Origin of the sequence: Kluyvera ascorbata (assembly GCF_023195735.1) — a bacterium.
GTDB lineage: Bacteria > Pseudomonadota > Gammaproteobacteria > Enterobacterales > Enterobacteriaceae > Kluyvera > Kluyvera ascorbata.
The window spans coordinates 2,149,695-2,173,217 of the sequence record NZ_CP096201.1; the positions used below are offsets into that span (position 1 = coordinate 2,149,695).

The 23,523-nt window shown below is 52.2% G+C and carries 19 protein-coding genes; 6 read left to right on the forward strand and 13 right to left on the reverse strand.

Annotated features, from left to right (window positions below; genetic code table 11):
• Positions 1 to 76: 76 nt before the first annotated feature.
• Positions 77 to 928: a Vmh family MBL fold metallo-hydrolase gene (locus MY052_RS10185; RefSeq protein WP_035891606.1), complete on the reverse strand. Its 852-nt coding sequence runs from the start codon at positions 926 to 928 to the stop codon at positions 77 to 79.
• Between the two features lie 7 nt (positions 929 to 935).
• Positions 936 to 1,586 carry a DsbA family protein gene (locus MY052_RS10190; protein WP_035891604.1) on the reverse strand — a complete coding sequence of 217 codons (651 nt, stop codon included), beginning with the start codon at positions 1,584 to 1,586 and terminating at the stop codon, positions 936 to 938.
• Positions 1,587 to 1,695: 109 nt separating this feature from the next.
• Here MY052_RS10190 and MY052_RS10195 point away from each other — a divergent pair, with 109 nt between their 5' ends.
• Positions 1,696 to 2,577, forward strand: a complete 882-nt coding sequence (locus MY052_RS10195; RefSeq protein ID WP_248538741.1) for a LysR family transcriptional regulator — start codon at positions 1,696 to 1,698, stop codon at positions 2,575 to 2,577.
• Between the two features lie 54 nt (positions 2,578 to 2,631).
• Here MY052_RS10195 and MY052_RS10200 read toward each other — a convergent pair whose 3' ends face one another.
• From MY052_RS10200 to MY052_RS10210, 3 genes are all read right to left on the reverse strand, one after another.
• Entirely contained in the window at positions 2,632 to 3,894 is a 1,263-nt protein-coding gene (locus MY052_RS10200) for an MFS transporter (RefSeq protein ID WP_248538742.1), read from the reverse strand.
• 64 nt (positions 3,895 to 3,958) lie between these two features.
• Positions 3,959 to 4,906 carry an aminoimidazole riboside kinase gene (locus MY052_RS10205; protein WP_248538743.1) on the reverse strand — a complete coding sequence of 316 codons (948 nt, stop codon included), beginning with the start codon at positions 4,904 to 4,906 and terminating at the stop codon, positions 3,959 to 3,961.
• A gap of 30 nt (positions 4,907 to 4,936) precedes the next feature.
• On the reverse strand, positions 4,937 to 6,373 hold the full coding sequence (locus MY052_RS10210) for a glycoside hydrolase family 32 protein (protein WP_248538744.1): 1,437 nt from the start codon (positions 6,371 to 6,373) through the stop codon (positions 4,937 to 4,939).
• A 173-nt stretch (positions 6,374 to 6,546) separates the two neighbouring features.
• Between MY052_RS10210 and MY052_RS10215 the strand changes: the two genes are divergently transcribed.
• Entirely contained in the window at positions 6,547 to 7,542 is a 996-nt protein-coding gene (locus tag MY052_RS10215; RefSeq protein WP_035891593.1) for a LacI family DNA-binding transcriptional regulator, read from the forward strand.
• A 17-nt stretch (positions 7,543 to 7,559) separates the two neighbouring features.
• On the opposite strand, the gene MY052_RS10220 is transcribed toward MY052_RS10215, so the two are convergent.
• Genes MY052_RS10220 through MY052_RS10240 form a run of 5 tightly spaced genes read right to left on the reverse strand, consistent with a single transcriptional unit; the run spans position 7,560 to position 13,477 of the window.
• The gene (locus MY052_RS10220; RefSeq protein WP_248538745.1) at positions 7,560 to 8,231 is read right to left on the reverse strand and encodes a fimbrial biogenesis chaperone; all 672 of its coding nucleotides are present in this window, start codon (positions 8,229 to 8,231) and stop codon (positions 7,560 to 7,562) included.
• A gap of 56 nt (positions 8,232 to 8,287) precedes the next feature.
• Entirely contained in the window at positions 8,288 to 9,622 is a 1,335-nt protein-coding gene (locus MY052_RS10225; RefSeq protein ID WP_248538746.1) for a fimbrial protein, read from the reverse strand.
• A gap of 11 nt (positions 9,623 to 9,633) precedes the next feature.
• Entirely contained in the window at positions 9,634 to 12,168 is a 2,535-nt protein-coding gene (locus tag MY052_RS10230) for a fimbria/pilus outer membrane usher protein (protein ID WP_338033450.1), read from the reverse strand.
• A gap of 15 nt (positions 12,169 to 12,183) precedes the next feature.
• On the reverse strand, positions 12,184 to 12,903 hold the full coding sequence (locus MY052_RS10235) for a fimbrial biogenesis chaperone (RefSeq protein ID WP_248538747.1): 720 nt from the start codon (positions 12,901 to 12,903) through the stop codon (positions 12,184 to 12,186).
• A 40-nt stretch (positions 12,904 to 12,943) separates the two neighbouring features.
• Positions 12,944 to 13,477 (reverse strand): fimbrial protein, encoded by a 534-nt coding sequence (locus MY052_RS10240; RefSeq protein WP_248538748.1) that lies wholly within the window; start codon positions 13,475 to 13,477, stop codon positions 12,944 to 12,946.
• Positions 13,478 to 14,398: 921 nt separating this feature from the next.
• Here MY052_RS10240 and MY052_RS10245 point away from each other — a divergent pair.
• Complete coding sequence (locus MY052_RS10245) at positions 14,399 to 15,886, forward strand: EAL domain-containing protein (RefSeq protein ID WP_248538749.1); 1,488 nt, start codon at positions 14,399 to 14,401, stop codon at positions 15,884 to 15,886.
• A 281-nt stretch (positions 15,887 to 16,167) separates the two neighbouring features.
• Here the strand turns inward: MY052_RS10245 and ychF are convergent, their stop codons facing one another.
• On the reverse strand, positions 16,168 to 17,262 hold the full coding sequence (gene ychF / locus MY052_RS10250; RefSeq protein ID WP_035891582.1) for a redox-regulated ATPase YchF: 1,095 nt from the start codon (positions 17,260 to 17,262) through the stop codon (positions 16,168 to 16,170).
• Between the two features lie 159 nt (positions 17,263 to 17,421).
• Positions 17,422 to 18,006, reverse strand: a complete 585-nt coding sequence (pth, locus tag MY052_RS10255; RefSeq protein ID WP_035891580.1) for an aminoacyl-tRNA hydrolase — start codon at positions 18,004 to 18,006, stop codon at positions 17,422 to 17,424.
• A gap of 279 nt (positions 18,007 to 18,285) precedes the next feature.
• Between pth and ychH the strand changes: the two genes are divergently transcribed.
• Positions 18,286 to 18,561, forward strand: a complete 276-nt coding sequence (gene ychH, locus MY052_RS10260) for a stress-induced protein YchH (RefSeq protein WP_035891578.1) — start codon at positions 18,286 to 18,288, stop codon at positions 18,559 to 18,561.
• A 90-nt stretch (positions 18,562 to 18,651) separates the two neighbouring features.
• On the opposite strand, the gene lysC is transcribed toward ychH, so the two are convergent.
• Positions 18,652 to 20,013: a lysine-sensitive aspartokinase 3 gene (gene lysC / locus MY052_RS10265; protein WP_248538750.1), complete on the reverse strand. Its 1,362-nt coding sequence runs from the start codon at positions 20,011 to 20,013 to the stop codon at positions 18,652 to 18,654.
• Between the two features lie 611 nt (positions 20,014 to 20,624).
• Between lysC and MY052_RS10270 the strand changes: the two genes are divergently transcribed.
• Positions 20,625 to 22,010 carry a diaminobutyrate--2-oxoglutarate transaminase gene (locus tag MY052_RS10270; protein WP_072011324.1) on the forward strand — a complete coding sequence of 462 codons (1,386 nt, stop codon included), beginning with the start codon at positions 20,625 to 20,627 and terminating at the stop codon, positions 22,008 to 22,010.
• Between the two features lie 15 nt (positions 22,011 to 22,025).
• Positions 22,026 to 23,489 carry a pyridoxal phosphate-dependent decarboxylase family protein gene (locus tag MY052_RS10275; RefSeq protein WP_035891569.1) on the forward strand — a complete coding sequence of 488 codons (1,464 nt, stop codon included), beginning with the start codon at positions 22,026 to 22,028 and terminating at the stop codon, positions 23,487 to 23,489.
• The last annotated feature ends 34 nt before the right edge of the window (positions 23,490 to 23,523 follow it).

Genomic DNA, 23,523 nt, shown 5'->3' on the forward strand with positions numbered 1-23,523 from the left:
TTTGCATTGACGAGCATTCCAGCCGGTCTTACCTTTGTGAAGCCCACGTTCAGGGCGCGAGGCGATTAAACCAGTGTTACCATTTCATTTCACCGGTATTCACCTTGGCGCTGAGTTCGAGCGAGCTTTCATCCGCCAGGTTCGGGTAGGCCGCTTTCATCGTCTTGATAACGTCGGCAGATCCTTTGTGGTTTGCCAGCGCCTGCTCGAACGTTTGCAGATAGCGGTGAGTAAAGGTGATGGCCGCGTCTTTTGCCGGGCGCTCACCGAGATAGTGACCCGGAATAACCTGCTGAGGTTTCAGCGACTGCATTTCGCTTAATACCGTCATCCAACCCTGGCGAATGGCGGGAGTCTGGGTATCGGCGGTCCAGACGTGAATGCCGGACGCAATACCGGTTCCGCCCAGAATGGCCTTGTTTGCGGGGATCCACACATAGGCGGCATAGTCACCAGAATGCTTGAGTTCCAGCGGCTCGCCGTCAACGGTGAAACGCGTCACCTTGGTCGCCTGCGGCACGGTGATTGTTGTTGGCGCACCGTCCTTCATCTGCGGGCCCCAGAAGGCCAGCTTGGCATCCTTGGTGGCCTTGATATGTGCCACGACCGATGGCGAAGCGACGACGCTGACGCCCGGGAATGCTTTCACCAGCGGCTCAAGCCCAAAATAGAAGTCGGGGTCGCCAGAGGTAATCACGATCGTTTTTAACGTCTTACCACTGGCTTTGATCATCTCTACCAGTTTTTCGCCATCTTTGACGCTGAACTGGGCATCAACCAACACCGCTTCTTTCGGGCCAGAGACCAGTGTGGAGGATACCGGGAAAATGCCTTTTTCCTGTGGATTGTAGACTTCCAGGTGCAGCGGGGCGGCAAATACGGGAGCCGCTGCCAGTGACAAGGCCAACGTGAGTGATTTCATGTTCATAGGTTCCTTAGCGGTGTATCCGGGTAAGTTGAGGTTTGACTAACGCCAGAAAGGCATCCGGCTGGCCGTAGTGCTGTGCGACGGGCAGCAGCGTGCACTGTCCGTCGGTATCGATAATGACCGCCGTTGGAAATCCCTGGCCTTTAGCCATGGCCATCAGCATCCGCGCGTGCTGAATGCTCTCCAACGCTTCACTCTCGGTGATTTGCTCGAGTTTCACGCCAGGCGAGATGGCCTGTTCGAGCATCTGGTTGACGACGGCGGTCTGGGTAATATTTTGCCCATCGACATACCAGGCGCGCTGCACGGCGTTGAGATAGTTGAGATCCTCGCCGGGTTTGGCAAAGCGCTGCGCCGCTAGCAGCCCGCGCGTCGCGGGTAGGGAGTCGAGCATTAACGTGCTGTCTTCCAGCAGCATCTGGTGATAGCGATCGCCAAATTTCATTCCGGTTAACGTTGCGATGCGAGCATCGTGTTCATTCACGTGCGCCACCCACTCGGGGTTCAGCGTGCGGCGGTTGGCGCCAATAAAAAGCCCGCCGGACAAAATTGGCTGGTGGGGAAAATGTTGGGCGATACGGTTCATCAGCGGCAGCGCGCCGTAGCTCCAGCCGCATAGGGGGTCGATAATCCAGTAAAGCCCGGCCTGAAATGCCATGACGTCGTTCTCCGTTAATGGGGTAAATCCATTCTACGGATTTTGGCTTCTGCTAGAATTCCTGAAACAATACATGCTGAGTTTCATAAAACGATCAAATGGAGTGGCGATGGATAGGGTCATGGCGGCAATTACCTATAACCGCATTTGCGAGCTTGGGAGTCTGAGTGCGGCCGCGCGCTCGCTGGGGATTTCTCGTCCCATGGTCAGCCGCTATCTTGATGAGATGGAACAGTGGGCCGGCGCGCGGTTAATTCATCGCTCAACCCGGCGGCTCACGATTACTCCCGCGGGGGAGAAAACGCTGGAGAAAACGCGCCAGCTGGCGCTGTTATCTCAGGGTATTGAGGGCGATGCGACGCGGCTGACGCCGTCGGGTACGCTGCGCATTGCCTGCGCCCATTTTACGGCGACGCATCTGCTTGGCCCTGTTATCCCAACCTTTCTGAATCAGTATCCCGCGTTGCGCATTGAAGTGGATATTAATAACCATCCGGTCAGCCTGGTGGGCGAGCGCATCGACCTGGCCATTCGCATTACCAATGAACCGGAGCCGGGCGCGATTGCCCGTTTTCTCGGAACCTGTCAGTCGGTGCTGTGCGCCTCCCCGCGGTATCTTGCACGAGCGGGCATGCCTGAGACGATTGAGAGTCTCGCGCAACACAACTGTCTGCACTACAGCCGCTTTTCCGGGCAGTCCTGGTCTTTCCGCGACGGGGAAACAGGGGGGATGTCGGTGGCGGTGAGTGGTAATTTCAGCGCGGGGATATCGTCACTGCTCTGCGATATGGCGGCGGCGGACATGGGGCTGGCGATGGTGCCTGAAATAGAGGCGAGGGCGGGGTTGGAAAGCGGGCGTTTGGTACGAGTGTTGCCGCACCTGGAGCCTGCACCGCTGGGAATATACGGACTTTATCAGTCGCGAGACCATCAGCATGCGGCGCTGGGGCTGCTTATTGATGCGGTTAAAGGGTATCTGGCGGCCGGGTAAGTACGATTGAGGTACAACGGGGCCATTCTGGCCCGTTGTACCGTTGAGCCCACTTTACTGCTCGGCCGCCAGTTCCTGCCGTTCGCTCTGCGGATGATGTTTCTTGCTGAGCGTGAAGTAACCAAATATTAGCGTGATGACCACGATACTCGCCATAACCAGGAAGATTTCCTGATAGCCCACCTTATCAAACAGCTTACCGATAGGCAGCGACAGTACGATGATGCCGATGGAGCTGGCGATATTAAAGCCAATCAGGTACATCGTTGATGAGAGGCGTTTATCAAAGTTCGCGACGCTGAATTTAAACACGGAGATGACAAACAGCGGCACTTCCAGCGCGTGCAGCATTTTGATCAAGGAAATAATATAGATATCGGTGAACAACGCAGAGCCCAGAATGCGACAGGTCATGATTGTGCCACCCAGCAGCAATGCGGATTTAGGTCCGATGCGGTTAATCAGGAACGGAATCATCGCCATGCCGACGGCTTCCATAAACACCTGTACCGAGTTGAGGTAGCCGTAGACGCGCGGAGCCAATTCAGGGTCGTCAAATAAGCTGGCGTAAAACACCGGGAACATTTGCTGATCGTAGATGCTATAGAACGACCAGGTGCCGACGACAAAGATAACGAAAAACCAGAACTGCGAATCTTTAAAGATGGTGAGAAAATCCTTTCGGGTCAGCGCGTCTGGCTCGGGCGCACGTGTATCCGCGGATGCCGGGGCCGGTGCGTCGGTTTTGAACACTACGTTAATCACCAGGAATAACACCCCCATGACCGACACGCACCAGAAGTTAATATGCGGGTTGATACTGAAGAAGATGCCACCCACAAACGTCCCTGCGGCGTAGCCAAGCGATCCCCAGAAGCGGGCGGTGCCGAATTCAAAGTTGAATTTGCGGCTCACTTTTTCGACGAAGCTTTCCACCAGACCGCAACCGGCGAGATAGCCAAGGCCAAAGAAAATGGCGCCCAGCACCATGCCAAGCTTGAAGTTGGAGACCAGCAGCGGTTCATAAACATAAATCAGGAACGGACCGCTGAGCGTGATGACGGTCCCCATCATCCAGATAAGGGGCTTGCGGGTACCGAGCTTATCCTGCAGAAAACCGTAGCCCAGCATAAACAGCATGCTGAAAAACTGGTTTACGGCATACAGCATTCCCAGCTCCGTTCCTGACAGGCCTAATTTGCTTTTTAGCCAAATGGCATAAAAAGACCACCACAGAGACCAGGCGGCAAAGAAAAAGAGCAGATACCCGGAGGAATACCGGTATTTATCATTACTGAACGGCATCGTTATTTTCATGTTTTTCCAATCCAGATTAGGTCATTGTAAGGTCTTGCCGCCGAGACGTAACGCGTGCTCGGTATTACGGGTTTATCGTTCTGCGTAACGAAGGTTGTGACTGAATAAAGCGGCTCAGCTGCTGGTTGTTGGGGAACGCGCTAAGCGCGCCACGCTGGGTAGTTGCCAGAGCACCGCAGGCGCTGGCCTGCTCGAGAAGGGAGGACAACGCCGCCGTTGACGCAGGCCAACCTGCACCGGCAAGTGCTGCCAGCAGCCCGGCCATAAAGGCATCACCTGCTCCGGTGGTATCGATGCTGTCGACGTGATAGCCGCTTAACGTCATCCTATCGTTTTGCCAGAAAGCGATAGCGCCATCGGCGCCGCGGGTGATGATTTTCAGGCGTGCGGGAAAACCAGTCAGACGCTCGCAGGCGCTGTTCAAATCGTCGGTCTGCGTTAGCCAAAGCAGTTCTTCCTCCGACATCTTCAGTATGTCGCTCTGCCGTGCGAAGTCGCTCACCTGGTCAAACATCTGCGTCTCATTGCTCCACATTTGCGGACGCAGATTGATGTCGAAGCTCAGCGTGCCACCGGCCTGGCGCATAGCCGCCATCGCCTGGGTAAGCGTGGCTCTGCAGTCAGGGGCGACCAGCGCCAGCGAGCAGAAGTGCAGAATATCGTGGCCAAAGTCGGGCAGGCTCGCCGGACTGAGAAACTGATCGGCAGAGGGGTTGACCAGAAAATCAAATTGCCGCTCACCGTCAGAGTCCAGCGACACCAGTACGGTGCTGGTGTGCCGCTTGGGATCAAACTCCAGGCTTTTGGTGTCCACCTGCGCCGTCACCAGCGTTTGGTGCAGAAAGCGGCCGAAGGCGTCATTGCCTACGCGGCCGATAAAGCCGCTGTCATGGCCGAGGCGGGCGACGCCGATGGCCACATTGAAGGGCGCGCCTCCCGCACAGGCTTCAAACTGCATATTGTCGCGCGGTAGCAAATCCACCACGGCATCTCCGAGCGTCCAGATTGTCATTATTTTTCCCCAAAGCAGTGAGACGGGTGGTTATTTGGCGGCGAGCGGCCAGGCATGCCCGTTATTAAAAATGGCGTGTCCGTTCTGGCTAAATAAGGTCAGTTGGCGATCGTCCGGTTCAGGATAAATACGGCTGCTGAGGGTGTACTCGCCGTGATTAACAAAGATTTCTACCGACGAACTATCGATAAACAGGCGTAGGTCCAGCACATCATTGGCGGGCAGCGGTACGCTACGGCAGCCCGACAGGCCGTGTTGCGGATAGCGACGTTCCAGCACCAGACGCTGTGCCTGGGTATCGACGAAGACGCGCAGCCCGTCACCCAGCGCGATGCCATACTGTTCAGCTTGGCTGCGGGCGATATCGAGGCTCAGTTCGACTTCGAGAGCAAGCGCCTGTTCTTCTACCATCAGGGTGCGATTGTTAAGGTCACTGACCGGCCAGACATGAAGCTGACCGCGTAATGACTCCAGCTCTTTGACCGGGTTCATGCGCAGCCGCAAATCTGCATCGAGCGTCACTTCCCGGGGAAGAGTAAGCATGCCCGCCCAGCCGTCGGCCTGTTCTGGCATCGGCGACTCCCACATGGATAGCCAACCGATCACCACGCGGCGACCGTCCGGAGTGATAAATGACTGAGGGGCGTAAAAATCATGCCCGTGATCCATCTCCTGGAAGGGTTGGGTAACGTGGAACTGATGGTTATCCTGCCATTCGCCGACCATATAGCCGCTCTGGAACAGGTTACGGTAATTGTAGCCGTCGGCGGCGATACCCTGCGGCGAGAACATGAAGACGAGCTTATCGTCCAGCGGGAAGAGGTCCGGGCACTCCCACATGTAGCCCATGCCGTCATCGGCCTGGGCGAGCGTGCTGGCAAACTGCCAGTGCTGCAGATCCTGCGAGCGATAGAGCTGTACTTCGCCCACGTCGTCAACCCGGGCGCCCACCACCATGTACCAGCTTTCTCCCTCTTTCCAGACTTTCGGATCGCGAAAATGGTGAACACCCTGCGGGGTATCCAGAACCATACCCTGGCGTTCGAAGTGAACGCCATCGGTGCTGGTGGCCAGACACTGCACCTGATACAGGTTTTCCTCTTTCGCTTCGCCGTCGAATTTGTGCCCGGTGTAGATCAGGGCCAGTTTATTGCCGTCAACCACCGCTGAACCGGAAAAACAGCCGTCTTTATCTTCTGGTCCTTCTGGCGCCAGTGCTATCGGTAAGTGCTCCCAGTTCACCATGTCGCGGCTGCGCGCATGGCCCCAGTGCATTGGCCCCCAGACCGGTTGCCACGGATAGTGCTGATAGAACGCATGGTAGTAACCATCAAACCAGGACAGGCCGTTAGGGTCATTCATCCAGCCCGCTGGAGGGGCGAGGTGATAGCGCGGATACCAGCGCGGATTGATACGGTCTTTTTGCTGGTTTAGGGCCTCGTTGGCCGTGGCGAGTAATGCTGTCATTTGTTTGTCCCTATCAGTTAATTGAGTAAAAGATAACGTTAACATTCTCGGTTTTCTCGCAGAATTGATGGTAATATCGATGTTAATCACAAAAGTTAACGTTAACATTTTGCGAGTGTTATCGAGATCGCATTTTCAGACCCGGTAGGGTGAACGCCGTCAAAGGAGAGGGTATGGCATCTTTAAAGGATGTGGCGCAACGGGCTAACGTCTCGTTAATGACCGTATCGCGAGCGATTAACGAGCCCGAACGACTGCGGCCAGAAACGTATAAAAAGGTGATGGAAGCGGTAGATGCGCTGGGGTATGTCTCCGATCTCTCGGCGAAAAAAATTCGTGGCGCGAAAACCACGGCTAACACTATCGGGGTGTTAGCGCTGGACACCATGACCACGCCATTTTCCGTGGAGATAACGCTCTCTATCGAAGAGACCGCGCGGGCGCACGGTTGGAATAGCTTTGTGGTGAATATGTTCAGCAATGACCAGCCAGAGAAAATGGTGGATCTGCTGCTGGCGCATCGCCCTGACGGTATTATCTACACCGCGATGGGGCTGCGTCAGGTTCCGGTGCCGGAAAAGCTGCATAAGTATCGCTGCGTGCTGGCGAACTGCGAAAGCATCAGTGGCCCTTTTCCCACCTATATTCCTGATGATGAGCAAGGGCAATACCTTGGCGTGAAAGCGCTGTTGGCCGCAGGCTATCGTCGGCTGCTGTGCATCCACCTGCCAAAAGGGATTGTGGCGACCGATCGTCGTAGGGCGGGAATGGAGCGCGCCTGTCGTGAAGCGGGTGTCGACCCTGATGCCATGTTCCACCACTATCTGCCGCCCGGTGAGCGCCACCATATTGATGCGGCGGAGATTGCCGGGCATTACCTGAGCGGCACGCGTCCGATGTTTGATGCGGTGGTATGCGGTAACGACCGCGTGGCTTTTGTTATCTACCAGGTCTTGCTGGGGCGAGGGCTGCGCATTCCGCAGGATGTTGCCGTTCTGGGCTATGACAACATGGTAGGCACCGGCGAGCTGTTTTTGCCGCCGCTATCCACAGTACAGCTGCCGCACTATGAAATCGGTCGTCTCAGCGCACTGCATCTTATCCAGGGGCTCGATCACCGCGATACCGTGCGGGTAGACAGCCCCTGGCTTGCGCGTGAATCGATATGATTAACCGAATCCGCGGATTATCTGTTAAGAGCATGGCTTATTTCTTCTCGCTCTCCCGCATCGTTAATCAACCGAAAGGTGATGTTATTTCCCGTCCCGAGTGACGCTTGCGGCAGCGCTTTTAATCCAAATCGCTGAGTGGAGAAGGGGGGCAGCATCAGGTCAAGCTCGGCAGTGGCCTGGTAGCGGTGTCCGCGAAAGCTCACGCTTATGTCGTTATAGGAGAGAAAATAGCCGCTCGGATTACGACAAACTAAGGCGAGGGGCGCATTATCTTCTACCGTACACGAAACGGATTCCCCAGCAGCAGTGACGTTATCGCGCAAACTTTTGGGGCGGTAAATGAGCTTTAGCTGCGTCTTCATTGACATCAACAGATACTGCTGCTGGGTAAGCCCCGTTTTTACCGCCGGTACCTCGTAGAGGTTAATCCAGAACAAACTTTCCCTATCGGCCGCTAACTTTTTACCGTCGTAGATGATTTTCACCGATTTCACTTCGTCTGCCCGGAGATTAAATATCGGGGGGATAAGGACAAACGGTGCATCGGGGCTCTGGGTGAAATTATTAATGTCGCCGGTATCGACCCACACCTGCACAAAAGCAGGGTAGGCGTTAATGTTCATGACGTTGATGCCCTGCGTGTCTTCACCTTCATGAAAAATGACGCGCGTTTTGTCGACCAACATCCCCGCGTGCGCGTTTAACGTCATCGCCGCGAAAAATAGTGCAGTGAGTTTACGCATCACTGTACTCTCACCCAGACGTACGCTTTAGCGCTGACTTTGCCTGCGGTGACCGTCTGCCCCGGTATTTTTTTCAAGGTCGCGGTCAGCACTGACTGGTAGTTGGTATATCCAGAGGCCGAACTACCGCTAGCGGATGCGCCGTTGAGCACAGAATACCAGCCCACGTCGTTACCGCTTGGGCAACCGGTGGAGGTACAGGCACCCCAGCCCAGGAAGTTCATCGCCGTACCGGTTGCGGCGTTGCTTAACGCGATGCCGACACCGGTGGCGATGGTGGCATCGGTGCCATAGCCATCGGATAAGAGATAGCTGACGCCGCCGGAGGCATTCACTAGCCCCAGTTTTTGCGCTGCTAAATAGCTTTCATACGGTACCTGTAGCCCTAACGCCGTGCCTCCTGATGAGACGCCGGACACGGCGGTGTTATCGCATTCAATGGAGACGGTAAAGTTAGACTGTGACGTTCCGCCGCCTTCCAGAGATTGGATGCTGATAGTGGGTAACAGAACCAGTGGCGTGACGTTACGCGCCACGCAGGTCGCCGTGTGGGTTAAGGTCGAGATGGGGGACGTTCCCATGCCCATCGCTATCCAGCGTCCGGTGCCCCAGGTTGAATAGTTATAGGCTGAATCCGAACCGATAGTATCGGTGGCGATACCTGGCCCTTTGAAGGTGACGTAACCATTCGGCTGAGTACAGGAATAACTTGAGGTTCCCGTAGCTGAGGCCATTCCCGCATAGGGATTGCTGGAACTGGTCGCGCCACAATAACGGCTTGCACCATTGCCAGGAAGCCCGCTGATACGTATCAGGTCAGCGCGAATGGCGCTGAAATCTTTCACCCGGATCTGTATTTTGCTGCCGACAGTGGCGTAGCTGGTAATCGGGTACTGCTGCCAATAGCGCGTGAAGGGCATACCAGAATTGAGGTGTGTGAGCTTAATGCCGACATAGGGAAAATAGGTCGCGTAATAGTCTGGATTCCCGTCATCGGTGCCCAGGTCGTAGAAACCGCCTACGCGGTCGTCACCGTTGGTGGCAAACACTTCGTAGATACTGCCGACATCGCTGGCGTCGCATTCGTATAAAACCAGGTCGCCTGCGCCGCTGCTGCTGTAGCGTGATGCGGTGGTGATGCTGAATACGGTGCTGCCCAGCGGCGTACCCGTAGGCTGGAGATAGGCGCTGGTGATATTGACGTTGCCGAGCCCAATCCCCACGCCACAGCTATCGCAACCGGCATCGATTGATGATTTACGGGTACAGGTTGCCTGCGCGGTGGCGACAGATAAAAGCAGGAGGGCAGCGCCCCAGATTAATGTACGGAACATGGAATGGTGTCTCACCGGCATTCTCCAGGCGTTTTAATAATGGTGTCGTGGCTCTGCTCATCCGCAATGTGATAATGCAAGCGGCAGGATTGCTGATTCCCCCACTGAATGGTCAAGGTGTCTTCCAGTTTGTCATTGCGAACCCAAGCCTGATTGTTCTGCCCAACCGTGCCAACAGGGCGACCGTCGTTGTCGTAAATGCTGGCGCCAATCGGCAGGCTGCCGCGATAGCGAATATCAATGAGCATGGGGTAGCCGTGGATGACGCTAAATTTGACCCGAACCATCGCGCCAGCCAGAGGCGCAATGCGCTGACTGCTTGATACCAGTTCGGCATTTTTGTTTATCCCGGACGAGTCGAGAACGACGTTGTTATATTGATATGGCGCGACGGATGGGCTCAGGGCAAAGCCAAATCTGTCGATAGCCACGTTCTGACTTCCGGCGATCGTCGCGCCCTGGGCGCCTTTGGCCTCCACTAACGCGAAGGTTTCGCCCAGATAAGGTCCTGCGGTGATGCCATCTTTATGAATCACCACCGCGCCCTGCAGCCCCGCTGAACCCTGAGAGTAGTTTTTGCCATGTGAGAGGGTGCCTTGCAGAGACCCAATTGTCGTAGCAGCTTGCAGGGTACCGCCGACGGAATGCGTGTTGTCGTAGTCGCGCGCGTAGGTGACGCCATAGCTTAACGGGCGTTCGCTGTCCGTGACGCCGGATAGCGTGGATTGCAAGGTTGATCCGATGCCGTTTTGTTGCGTGTAGGTTGAGCTGAGCGTCGTCTGCCGGTTCTGGCCAAAGGGAATGGAAACCGAGACCGAGCTTAGGGTCTGCTGATTGGCGGAATAATAGTTATTGATATAGTTGTCATAGCCAATTCCTCCATCAATGGTTGAGCGATAAACCTCGCTGTAGCGGGTACGCGCAATTGACGCATTTATCGATATGCCGTTGGCAAACTGCTTGCTATAGCCAAACTGGTATTGCTTATCCGGGCTTCGGCCGTCGCGGTAGGCCTGCGTTGAGCCCGAAAGCCAGACGCTACCAAGGGCATCCATATCCTGGGTGACGGAGACTTCAAAGCGGGAGGACTGGTTTAAGGTCGTCGAGGTCCAGTCTTGCTTATTCTCTTCCCTTGCCTGGCGTAAGCCAAAAACGTCTGAAAGATCGCGGTAGCCAGCCGTTGAGTAGCGATATCCGGCGATGGCGATGGTGGTATTGGTGGGTTCAATACGTTTGCTATAGCTGGCATGGAACATCCAGCCGGTTTGCGAACCGCTGGGTAAATCGGCCTGGGAGAACGTTGAGTCCAGTCCGAAGGCGCCAAGCTCGGAGGAGTGCACTGCGCCCATGACGGCGGAGAAGTAGCCCTGCGCCAGGCGGCTGCCAAGGTTGGTGGTGACGTTATTGCTCACGCCGTATTGTAGCGTGAATTCGGTGAAAGGGTCCTTGTCGCCCACATAGCGAGAACGGCCCGCGATGGCTGAGTATTTGAACATTCCCTGCCTGACTGATTCTGGACCCGCTGCGTAGGGCACAGTAAAGGTGCTGATGCTGCCATCGGCTTCGGTGACCGTCACGGCGAGATCCCCGGAATAAGAGACCGGGTACAGGTCGCTAATCTCAAAACTGCCGGGAGGAACGGTGGTTTCGTAGATAACGGCTTTGCCCTGGCTCACGGTGACGCGGGCATTGCTTCTGGCAACGCCGCGCACCACAGGGGCATAGCCCTGCTGGGACTGAGGCAGCATCCGGTCGTCAGAAGCGAGCGAAACGCCGCGAAAGGCCATACCGGAGAAGAAATTACCGGCGGTATAGCTATCGCCAACCGTCAGGCTGCTTCTGATGGGCAAAATAGGGCGTTGGAGGTAGGCGCGGTTGCTGGACCATAAGGTTTTCCCCGGAGAGCTATGTGACCAGGAGCCCTGCTGATGCAGCTGCCATTGCCCGAAGTTTATCGCGTTATTTAAGCTAACCCAGGTTGATTGATAATCACCGTTAGCGCTGCCGTTAAATCGCGAGTAGTACTGATTCAGGCTGTAATTCGACAGGAACATGGTTTCTCCGGCATTCAGATCGTCCGGCGGAACATATCCTCGAGGTGTTTTAATCAGCTCGGTTTCAGGAATAATAATATTCACCCGCATTTTGGTCATGTCGGTATCGACGGATGACTGTGCAACCACCGCGGATAAAAAATAGCAACTGTCTGATTTTACAGTGGCTTTATCTTTTAACGGCAGCTGCGCGATGAGTGCAGGCGAGAAGCATGGCTGCGTACTATCTTTCGTGACGCGGAAATCAACATTCTCATGAGATAAGAATATGCCATTAACCTGAATATCAACCGAATAGACGCCAGGCTTTATTTTATCATTAGAGATATAGTTGATAATATCATCAACCGGTAAACCGCTCCCTTTTAATAGTGTTGTGTCAAAAACATAGTCGCTATCGCTGTTATGTATATCCGTGCTGCCCGAACTGGCATATACGGATAATGATAACGGGGTAACGAACAGTGTTAACACTATTGTCCTTAACATCATTCCCACGTTTCCCGGTTAACGCGCTTTCAGCGTTTTTTCTTGCAATACGCCGTAGTCATTGAGGAAACCAACGCGAATCTCTTTTGCATTCTGCACGGCATCGCAGTTGGCCTTTAGTTGGACAGTTGACTCAGGTGCGAGCATGGTCATGGGGATTGCGCTCTTTGTCGCGCCAGACGGCATAGAGACACGAATACTATTGAGATAATAGGGTGACTGATTGCTGACCTCGAGGTAGCAACCATGGGTATTTTTCTCAATTTTATAATGAACGAAATCGAGCATCTGCTCGTAGGCAATAGGCAAGTCAGAGGGGCGCAAGAAGACCTTCACCGTACTATTAACGATGAGAACTAGCTTATTTTTATCTTGCTGGTCTGCGGGCATTGAAGGGACCTGAGTAAAATGCAGATAGGATACCTGCTCTTTAGTCAGTTTCTGTCCCGCCGCCGGATTTAGCAGGCTGATCACCTGATCTTGCTTCGGCCCAATTTTAAAAATAGCCGGCGAGACCGCGAGCCTATTTTGCTGGCCGTCAGCCTCTTTGCCATCTGGCGTTACGGATAGCCAGACCTGAACGATGTAGGGGAAACTATCGTTGTTGGTAAATTTGACGGTCTTCTGCGCGAGGCTGGCATCTAAAATGACTCGGTTACCTTCCATAACAACGCTAGCGCTGGCCGGTAAGCCGGTGAAATACAGCAATGGCAGAATGCAGACTGTTTTTTTAAACATGGGGATCCTGGCAGGCACATATTGCTATGCGCCTGACGGTTTAATTATAGGAAATGGAATACTGTGCCGAGGCGATTACGGTCCCAGGCGTCACGCCTGCCGTTTCTGCGTAGTAACGTGCGGTGAGATCCTGTGACGCGGTTGCTGAGGCAGCGTCTTTACTAAATGAGGTGGTTTTCACCGTTGAACCATTTACAAAAGATAATGCCGTAGAGCCGTCGCTATCCAGAATCTGAATAGAAACGTTGGTTGCAGTACCGCCCACGTTGCCAAGGTTGCTGTTTGTGGTGATGCTATTGCCAGCCAATACGGTTGAAATGGTTGCCGCATCGGTGGTGTTGCAGCCGGTGACGTTCACGGTAAATTTAGTATCGCCCGCGGTGGCTTTTGCTGTGCTAAGAGAGCCCGTTGATACCGTTGGCAGCAACACAATCGGTGCCGTTGAGTTGCCATTAATATTGACCGTACAAGTTTGTGCGTTGACTTCACCTTTAAATTGCACGGTATTTGTCGAAGCCGCAAATGCGGATGACGACATCATGGCAAGAGAGATGAAAAAAAGTTGAGCTTTCATTAAGCATCCTTGTTTTGAAGATGAATCATTGTGTGTGGTAAGCGTGCAAAACCGCCCGCCGGTGTTAAATTCGGGTTGAGGTTAGTGTGAGGGTTATTATTTTAGAGTAGGGGCATAAGTAAATGGCGGATACGCCAGCAAGGTGTATCGAAAGTATTCATGGCTGGGTTTTGTTCCGCTCGCCAATTCAGTTCTGATGGTTGGAAATATATCAAGCCCTACCTAACATAAACCACGAGATTTATCTTAAGACTAATCTCATCTAACTTTAATTTTTTTCATTTTTTTTACATGATTTCAGATTTGTCCCGTTATTTTCTGATGGAATTAGTTGTTTTGGGAAGAATCCTAAAAGATATGAATGCACTCATAAAATTTGTTATTTTTCCTATGTTGCTCATAATGACTGCAAGTTAATCATTTGAATACAAAGACTTAAGTATGTTGCATTGTTGTTTTTTTGAGCGTATTACGTGTCAAGATATTGAGCGGAATGGGGAAAAATCGTAGTGATAAGATCGTAGGCATCATGATCTAACGTAATACTACTTAAGTGGGTGAATGGGATGACTGTTGACAGTATCGTGTCGCGAATGCCACGGTGGTTTAAGCATCGTTTTATTCAGTTAGCGCAGTATAAATTAATATAAAGTTATTTTTAGTAGTTTAAAAAATGAGGAATGATGGATGTTGGCGCATTAAGATTACCGATGGTGTTTATCTGTACCAGGAGGTTTTGCATTCTAAGTCTGTATTCAAACATGAGTTTTAAAAGCATATTTAAACATATGATCACTTAAAATACGGATAGCCAGGACAGAGGCTACTGTGTTGATTTTGATGCCATAGTGTAAATTCTTAAACCTCGTTTTGTGTATGACAACGTCGAATCAAGGTGATTTTCAGACAAATGAGGCAAGGATGTTTGATAAAGACATAGATAGTGTCAGTTGTAGAGATGTTGATTATATTTTATCACCCTGTGGTATGGCTACTCATGGTCTTCTCGCGATGCTGCACGACAATAATGATGTGGCTGTTTTAGATGTTGAAAGTGAGGAAAGTATCGATAATGTGCAAGTCCTTCAGAACGAAAGAATGGTTGTCTATGTCCCTAATGAACCCTATTGGATGCTTTCAACGCTTAAGTCATTAATATCGATATTAAATCGCTCGGGACATATCTTTTGGGTGCTCATTATCAGCAAACTGCCGGCTTCCTGGCTGTGGAATGTGATTAAATCCCAGGTGGCAAAAACTAAAATTGATAACGCAGTGATTCATATTGCGCCATCCGATCTGCCCTGTGATAAATTATCTGAACTTTTATTGCCTGAGAGGAATGTTTGTCCATATTTAAAAAGTGTGGTGATAGCAGAGAATTTCTATTTAGGGAAGCATGATGATCTGCGTGGTAATGATAGGAAAGAAGGGCTATCAAAAAAAGAAATGCAGGTCATGGCGGGCCTGTTTCAGGGAGTTAATATTGCCGAACAGGCTGACTATCTAGGTGTGAGCAAAAAAACGCTATATAATCAGCGCCTGTCTGGGATTAAGAAAGTATCGGGAGTAATTCCCTATTTATTTTCTAGTATCCATGAAAAAACAGGCATGGCTAACGGAGATATCACTATGCTAAGTCGTCTTTCTTCATTTGAGAGGGAGTTCGCACATGCTTTGTACAGTAATGAGCTGTTTGTTGTCTTCCAGCCGGTGACTCAAGGTCCTAAAAATCTTGAGGGTTTTGAAATTCTGATTAGATGGTATAGCAAAGGTCATGTTTTAACACCGAATGAGTTTTTGCCTAAGTTACATTCCACTTATGTGTGGATTATCTTGACGGCATTTCTTATCCAGAAAACGGTAAGTTATATTAACTTTTATCAAGGCAAGTATTTCTTCTCAATTAATATTGAGTCCAGTACCATCGACAATGATGGTCTGGTCAGGATGCTGGAAACAGCCAAAAAACAGCTGAGTTCCTCTGACTGGACTAAAAAATTTGTTCTGGAGATTAATGAGCGTAACGATCTTAGCCAAAATGAACAATCGCTAGACAACCTTGCCTATCTGCAAAAGTTAGACTTTAGCATCGTCCTGGATGATTGTTTTTCACGCAATAGCGTGAATTTCCCTGTACGAAAGTTTCAGTTTGATGGCTACAAGCTGGATATGAATGTGGTGGATGCCCTGAGTCGAGATAGAGAAGCGCTAGCGCTGGTCAAAAGTCTCTCTTATTACTGCAAGTTGACGAATCGCTATTGTATTGCCGAAGGCGTAGACCGGCCGGAGAAAATGGATATTTTGCAAGAATCTGGTATTTCGTTCTATCAGGGCAACTATATATCAGAGCCTATTACCGGTGATGAGTTGCCGCAGTTTATCAGCGAATTTACCGTTAAAACCTAAGGTTTACGCGCTCAGAGCAGGCTAAGTTACGTAAGAACAACAACGATTTTAGCAGCGTTGAGAGCCCTAACAGCCAACCACATGGCTCTTGCCTGTGTCTGGATAGCCACAATTGGCTGGTGGTGGTATACGCCCGCTAACACCGCTGCTATATGGCCTTAAGTCCCGGCAGCGGTATCCCGCTGGGAAGTGCTGGTGATGAAAAAAATCCACGCAGTTGCGTGGATTTTTAGATCATGAGCTGGTTTCCCAGGCGATGGATGACCGCCAGGAATAGCGGATTAGACGTTGAACAGGAAGTTCATCACATCGCCATCTTTAACGATGTAATCTTTCCCTTCTGCACGCATCTTGCCAGCTTCTTTCGCGCCTTGCTCACCTTTGTAGGTGATGAAGTCTTCAAACGCGATGGTCTGTGCGCGGATAAAGCCTTTTTCGAAGTCGGTGTGGATTTTACCCGCCGCCTGTGGTGCCGTTGCGCCAACAGGGATGGTCCATGCACGCACTTCTTTCACGCCAGCGGTGAAATAGGTTTGCAGGTTCAGCAGTTCATAACCGGCGCGGATAACGCGGTTCAGGCCAGGCTCTTCGAGACCCATTTCTGCCATGAATTCTTCACGGTCGGCGTCGTCGAGTTCAGCGATGTCGGCTTCAACGGCGGCACATACGGCGACCACAACAGAACCTTCAGCCGCTGCAATTTCACGCACTTTGTCGAGGTACGGGTTATTTTCAAAACCGTCTTCGTTGACGTTGGCGATATACATGGTTGGTTTCAGGGTCAGGAAGCTCAGGTATTTGATGGCCGCTTTGTCTTCTTCAGTCAGCGTTTTCAGCGCGCGCAGCATGCCCGCGTTTTCCAGCTGTGGCAGACATTTTTCCAGCGCAGCCTGTTCAGCTTTAGCGTCTTTATCGCCACCTTTGGCTTTTTTCTGTACACGGTGCAGGGCACGTTCGCAGGTGTCGAGGTCAGACAGCGCCAGCTCGGTGTTGATAACGTCGATGTCGTCAGCCGGGTCCACTTTGTTGTTCACGTGGATGATGTTGTCGTTTTCGAAGCAGCGAACAACGTGGCCGATAGCTTCGGTTTCACGGATGTTGGTCAGGAACTGGTTACCCAGGCCTTCACCTTTGGAAGCACCTTTTACCAGGCCCGCGATATCAACGAATTCCATGGTGGTTGGCAGGATGCGCTGAGGTTTAACGATTTCCGCCAGCTGGTCCAGACGCGGATCGGGCATCGGAACAACGCCTGTGTTCGGCTCAATAGTACAGAACGGGAAGTTTGCCGCTTCAATACCCGCTTTGGTGAGCGCGTTGAACAGGGTGGATTTGCCTACGTTTGGCAAACCAACGATACCGCATTTGAATCCCATGTTTAAATCACCTTAATCTTTTGATATTCAACCTGTTGTAGAAAACAGATTGTAGAAAAGTAAATAACTCCGCCTATTATACACGTCATACAGGAAAAAAACCGTACTTCATCCTGATGCGGTGGCGGCACCCGAAGACTTTTTCGTACCGCAGTAGATTTATTGCGCTTTAAAGGCGTGCAGGCGATTCGTCGCTTTGGTCAGCCCGTCTTTCAGCCAGATCTCGGTACAGCGCGCCGCTTCGTCTACGGCATCGTCAATCAGCTTCTGTTCGGCAGACTGCGGTTTGCCTAAGACAAAGCCGACTACTTTGCTTTTATCGCCCGGATGACCAATTCCGATGCGTAAGCGGTGAAAATTAGGGTTATTACCCAGTTTGCTGATGATGTCCTTCAGGCCATTGTGGCCGCCGTGGCCGCCGCCGAGCTTGAACTTTGCCACGCCGGGTGGGAGGTCCAGCTCATCGTGAGCCACCAGAATTTCATCTGGATTAATACGATAGAAGGTCGCCAGCGCCGCAACGGCTTTGCCGCTGAGGTTCATAAAGGTGGTTGGCACCAGCAGGCGAACATCTTCTCCCGCCATATTAATGCGCGAGGTGTAGCCAAAAAACTTACTTTCTTCACGCAGCGGCGCGCGAAAACGCTCTGCCAGCAAATCGACGTACCAGGCACCCGCGTTATGACGCGTTCCCGCGTACTCTGCGCCGGGGTTAGCCAGGCCGACAATCAGTTTAATCGTCACGTTGTTATTCCTGAGTGGGCAATCTTTTCGGCGGCTAGTTTACGTCGAGAGGGCGCGCTTGACAAAAATAAGCGCCCTGAGCGGCAAAACTTGAATAATTCATTACCGGAATAATATTGATTGAAAAGTATTTCAGTCACTTAAATGTAAAGATTTGTTGATGAGATGTTCTTATTTGTGATCGCCAGCGCACTTATCCACAGCGGTGTTGTCTATACTTTACACACTAGGAATAGGGATATATCCCTAAACCCAAAGCCAATCTACGGAGGTGACATTATGAAACGCAAAAACGCTTCGTTACTCGGTAATGTGCTCATGGGGTTAGGTCTGGTCGTTATGATCGGCGGCGTTGGTTACTCAATTTTAAACCAGATGCCACAACTTAACCTACCGCAGTTTTTTGCGCATGGTGCGATTCTAAGCATCTTCGTCGGCGCGGTGCTTTGGCTGGCTGGGGCGCGTGTCGGTGGGCACGAGCAGGTGAGTGATAGATATTGGTGGGTGCGTCACTATGATAAACGCTGCCGCCGCAACTCTCATCGCCACAGCTAAAATACAATAATGGCTCCCGCAGGAGCCATAAATAAAGTTTTCAGAGTCCTGGCCAATGGCCGGGACTTTGTGCTTTCAGGACGGTCGACGTTATTCGAACAGTCGGTGATGCAACGCTTTGACCGCGCTGTCGGCCGCATCGCCGGGCAGCAGGAAGCAAAGATTGTTATGAGATGCGCCGTGGCAAATCATCCGCACCGCATGCTCTTCCAGACGAGAGAAAACATCGTTGCACACGCCCAGCTCTTTCGTCAGCTGATTTCCCACCAGCGCCACCAACGCCAGCCCGGTTTCCACTTCAACACGACAGTGTGAGGCGAGGGCGGTAAACAACGCCGTGGTCAGCGTATGGTCTTCGCCGGAGGTGGCGTTCGAAGAGTCCAGCGCCAGCGCAATGGTCGATTCTGATGTGGTCACCAGATCCGTTGCGACGTTGTGCTCAGCCAGCAGCGTGAAAATCTGTGCTAAGAAACGGTTAGACGGCTGCTCGTCCAGGCGATGCAGGCGCAGAAGCGTCTGCTTGCGACGTACCGCCACTGCACGATAGCGCGGTGGGTTGTCGGTAGTGCAGCAAACCAGCGTACCGCCAGCGGCCGTATCTTTGCTGGAACCCACAAACACCGGTATGTTCTTACGCATTGCTGGCAGCAGCGTAGCTGGGTGCAGTACTTTCGCGCCGTAACCTGCCATGTCACTTGCTTCAGAGAACGAAATGCTGTCGATGCGTTTCGCGTTCGGCGCGATACGAGGATCGGTGGTGTAGATACCGGCGACATCGGTCCAGATATCAACGCGGCCTGCGTGCAGCGCTTCACCCAGCAAAGAAGCCGTATAGTCGCTGCCGCCACGGCCAAGCGTGGTAGTGCGACCGTTAGCATCACGGCCAATGAAACCCTGGGTAATCATTATTTCTTGTTCGATGCGCGGGCGCAGGTGCGTTTCAGCAAGTTCAGCCACGGCGCTAACCTGAGGTTCAGCACAGCCGTGAGTGGAATCGGTGCGAATCACGCTACGCGCGTCAAACCAACTGCTTTCTACGCCGCGCTCACGCATGACTTCCGTAAACAGCAGACTGGACATCAATTCACCATGACTCACCAGCTCATCGCTCAGCGCTGCCGACGGAGAAACCGTCGCCGTTTGTGCCAGGCGGCTGATATTGTCGAGGAGATTATCGATCTCTTTGCTGATAACGGTCGGCTGCTTCAGACGGGAAATAATGTTGTACTGAATCGTCCGTAGGGTATCCAGTTTGTCCAATTGCTGATGACTTTCCAGACCTTCAGAAAGCTCAACCAGTAAGTTGGTGACACCTGCGGAAGCAGACAGTACGACTAAACGAACATTTGGATTGGCAAGCACAATGCTGGCACTGCGGTTCATCGCATCAAAATCAGCAACGCTGGTGCCGCCAAATTTGGCAACGATGAATTGTGGGTAAATGCGGGTCATAACACTCTCATATCAGGGCGCCATATGGTGATGGCTAGAAAATTTTCATTCTCGGCATAAGGGAAGGTTCCTTCTCCTTACGAAATGTCCGCCCGCGAACATTTCTGGATGACAACCCAGGAGTAATCCTGTTGTCGATAACGTGTTCTGCCCGTCACACGCTACCGGGTGCTGCGCATTAGTCTATATTTACTGGGGGGTAAATAAGCGCGCCATAGTAAGTGATTTATCTCTATGGATCGACTTTTTTATTTATATCTCAGTAAATAAATGAAAAATCCCGTTTTATTCGAAATCCTCAAGCCTATTAACGGTAAAAACACGTAAAAAAATAATAAATCCTTAACAATTGGGTGGCTATCATTACATCATCAGCTTTGTATTTATCTGAAGCTTTTAAAAATAAATGGTAACAATTTGGTACCAGGGTGTTGTGGGTTTTGTAATGTTATTCATTGATTTTAAAGTGAAAAATGACGACTGGAAACCGCGAAAAATAAATGATTGAGTCCTTCGCTAAAACAACATATATTAGCCGCGATTTTTTACAGGTAATCCTTATAACCATTTATTCAATCAGGCGTTAATCTACACCTGGTTGTAGGAGTGATATGATGACGGATAAAGTCCGTATTGATACTTTACGTGCTAATTCATTACCACAGAGCAATGATACCTTTTTAGCAAGACAAGCTGAGTTTGAATCTAACGTCAGAAGCTATCCACGTAAGCTGCCATTAGCGATTGCGAAGGCACAGGGCGTTTGGATCACTGACGTTGAAAATAATCAATACCTTGACTGTCTGGCGGGTGCCGGCACCCTGGCACTTGGTCATAATCATCCTGATGTACTTCAAAGCATTCAAAGTGTCATCACGAGTGGCTTACCGTTACATACGCTTGATCTCACGACCCCATTAAAAGATGAATTTTCATCTTATTTACTTTCCCTGTTACCGGGTGAGGGTAAAGAATATTGCCTGCAGTTCACCGGCCCATCCGGCGCGGACGCTGTAGAAGCGGCTATCAAACTGGCGAAAAAAGCGACCGGTCGTTCTGGCGTAATCAGCTTCTCCGGCGGTTACCACGGTATGACTCACGGCGCGCTGTCCGTGACCGGTAACCTGTCACCGAAAGAAGCCGTCAGCAACATGATGCCGGAAGTACAGTTCATGCCATATCCGCACGAGTACCGCTGCCCGCTGGGTATCGGTGGCGAAGCGGGCGTGAAAGCGCTGACCTACTACTTCGAAAACCTGATCAACGACGTTGAAAGCGGCGTACGTAAACCTGCGGCGGTGATTCTGGAAGCCGTTCAGGGTGAAGGCGGCGTGAACCCGGCTCCGGTCGAGTGGCTGCAACGCATCCGTAAAGTGACTCAGGAACACGGCATCATGCTGATCCTCGACGAGGTTCAGGCTGGCTTCGCGCGTACCGGTAAGCTGTTCGCCTTCGAACACGCTGGTATCGAGCCAGACATCATCGTGATGTCCAAAGCGGTTGGCGGCGGTCTGCCACTGGCTGTTCTGGGTATTAAAAAGCAGTTTGACGCATGGGCACCAGGCCACCACACCGGTACCTTCCGCGGCAACCAGCTGGCAATGGCGACCGGCCTGACCACGCTGAAGATCCTTAAAGACGACAAGATTGCCGATAAAGTTGCCGCCCAGGGCGAGTGGCTGAAAGGCAAACTGGCAGAGCTGCAGAAACGTTACCCGGTTATCGGCCACGTTCGCGGTCTGGGTCTGATGATCGGTCTTGAAATCGTTAAGCCTAACGAAGCACCGGATCACATGGGCTGCTTCCCGGCTGATGGCGAGCTGTCTGCGTTGCTGCAGAAGAAATGCTTCCAGGCGGGTCTGATCCTGGAACGCGGTGGTCGTAATGGTTGCGTACTGCGCCTGCTGCCATCCCTGCTGATCACGAACGATGAGCTGGAAATCTTCCTCGATAAATTTGAGAACGCCCTGAATGCCGCTGGCGTGAAGCCGGTTTAAACGGAGTAGGATCGAATGTCTGACGTAAACCCGATTCTGTCCGGCTCGGCGCAGAGTATTGCTGCCTATCAGGACGCTATCGAGCAGAGTACTAAAGCGGTCGTTGAATGGTTAAAACAGCCTGAGATGTATCAGGGTAAAACCGTTGAACAGCTGCGTGAACGTATCAACCTGAACTTTACGTCTCAAGGCCTGGGTAACCAGGCCGCTATTGAGCGTGCGGTTGAATACTTTCTGAAAGACAGTCTGTCCGTTCACCATGCGCAGTGCGTGGCGCACCTGCACTGCCCAAGCCTGGTCATTAGCCAGGCGGCGGAAGTACTGATCAACGCCACTAACCAGAGCATGGACTCCTGGGACCAGAGCCCGTCCGCGACCATTATTGAGATCAAACTGATCGAATGGCTGCGTGAACAGGTTGGCTTCCCGGCAGGCGATGCAGGCGTGTTCACCAGCGGCGGCACCCAGAGCAATCTGATGGGCCTGATGCTGGCGCGTGATGCGTTCTATGCGCGTCAGGGGCACTCTGTACAGCAAGACGGTATTACCGGCGACCTGCGCAAGATGAAAGTGTTCTGTTCTGAGAACGCGCACTTCTCCGTGCAGAAAAACATGGCGCTGATGGGTCATGGCTATCAGTCCGTCACGCTGGTGAAAACTGATGCTTTCTCTCGCATGGACATCAATGACCTGAAAGAGAAGTTGGCGCAGGCGAAAGCCAACGGCGAACAGGTGATGGCGATTGTTGCGACGGCTGGTACTACCGATGCGGGTGCAATCGACCCGTTAACGGAAATTACCGCGCTGGCAGCGGCAGAGCAGATCTGGGTTCACGTGGATGCCGCATGGGGCGGGGCATTACTGCTGTCTGAGAAGTATCGTCATTTCCTCAATGGACTTGAGCAGGCTGACTCCGTCACCCTGGACTTCCATAAGCAGTTCTTCCAGACCATTAGCTGTGGGGCGTTCCTGCTGAAAGATGCGCGTCATTATGAACTGATGCGTTATCAGGCTGCGTACCTGAACTCTGATTTCGACGAAGAGCACGGCGTGCCGAACCTGGTATCCAAGTCTCTGCAGACCACGCGTCGTTTCGATGCGCTGAAGCTGTGGATGGGCCTCGAAGCGCTGGGCAAAAAGCAGTATGCCGAAATCATTGATAACGGCGTAACGCTGGCGCAGCAGGTTGCTGAATTTGTTGCTTCCGAGCCGCACCTGGAGCTGGTCATGCAGCCTCAATTGGCAAGCGTTCTGTTCCGTTTCCGTCCGGAAAACAACGACAGCGCGTTTGTGGCTCTGCTGAACCAACGTATTGGTGACGTACTGCTGGCTTCCGGTAGCGCGAACGTGGGTGTGACCGAAGCTGATGGCGTAACCTGCCTCAAGCTGACGCTGCTGAACCCAACGGTATGCCTGGAGGACGTTAAAGTTCTGCTGGCGAGCGTGAAAGACACCGCTGAGCAACTGTTGAAAGCATAAGCAATCTCGTTGCGATAAAAATGGCTCCCGAGGG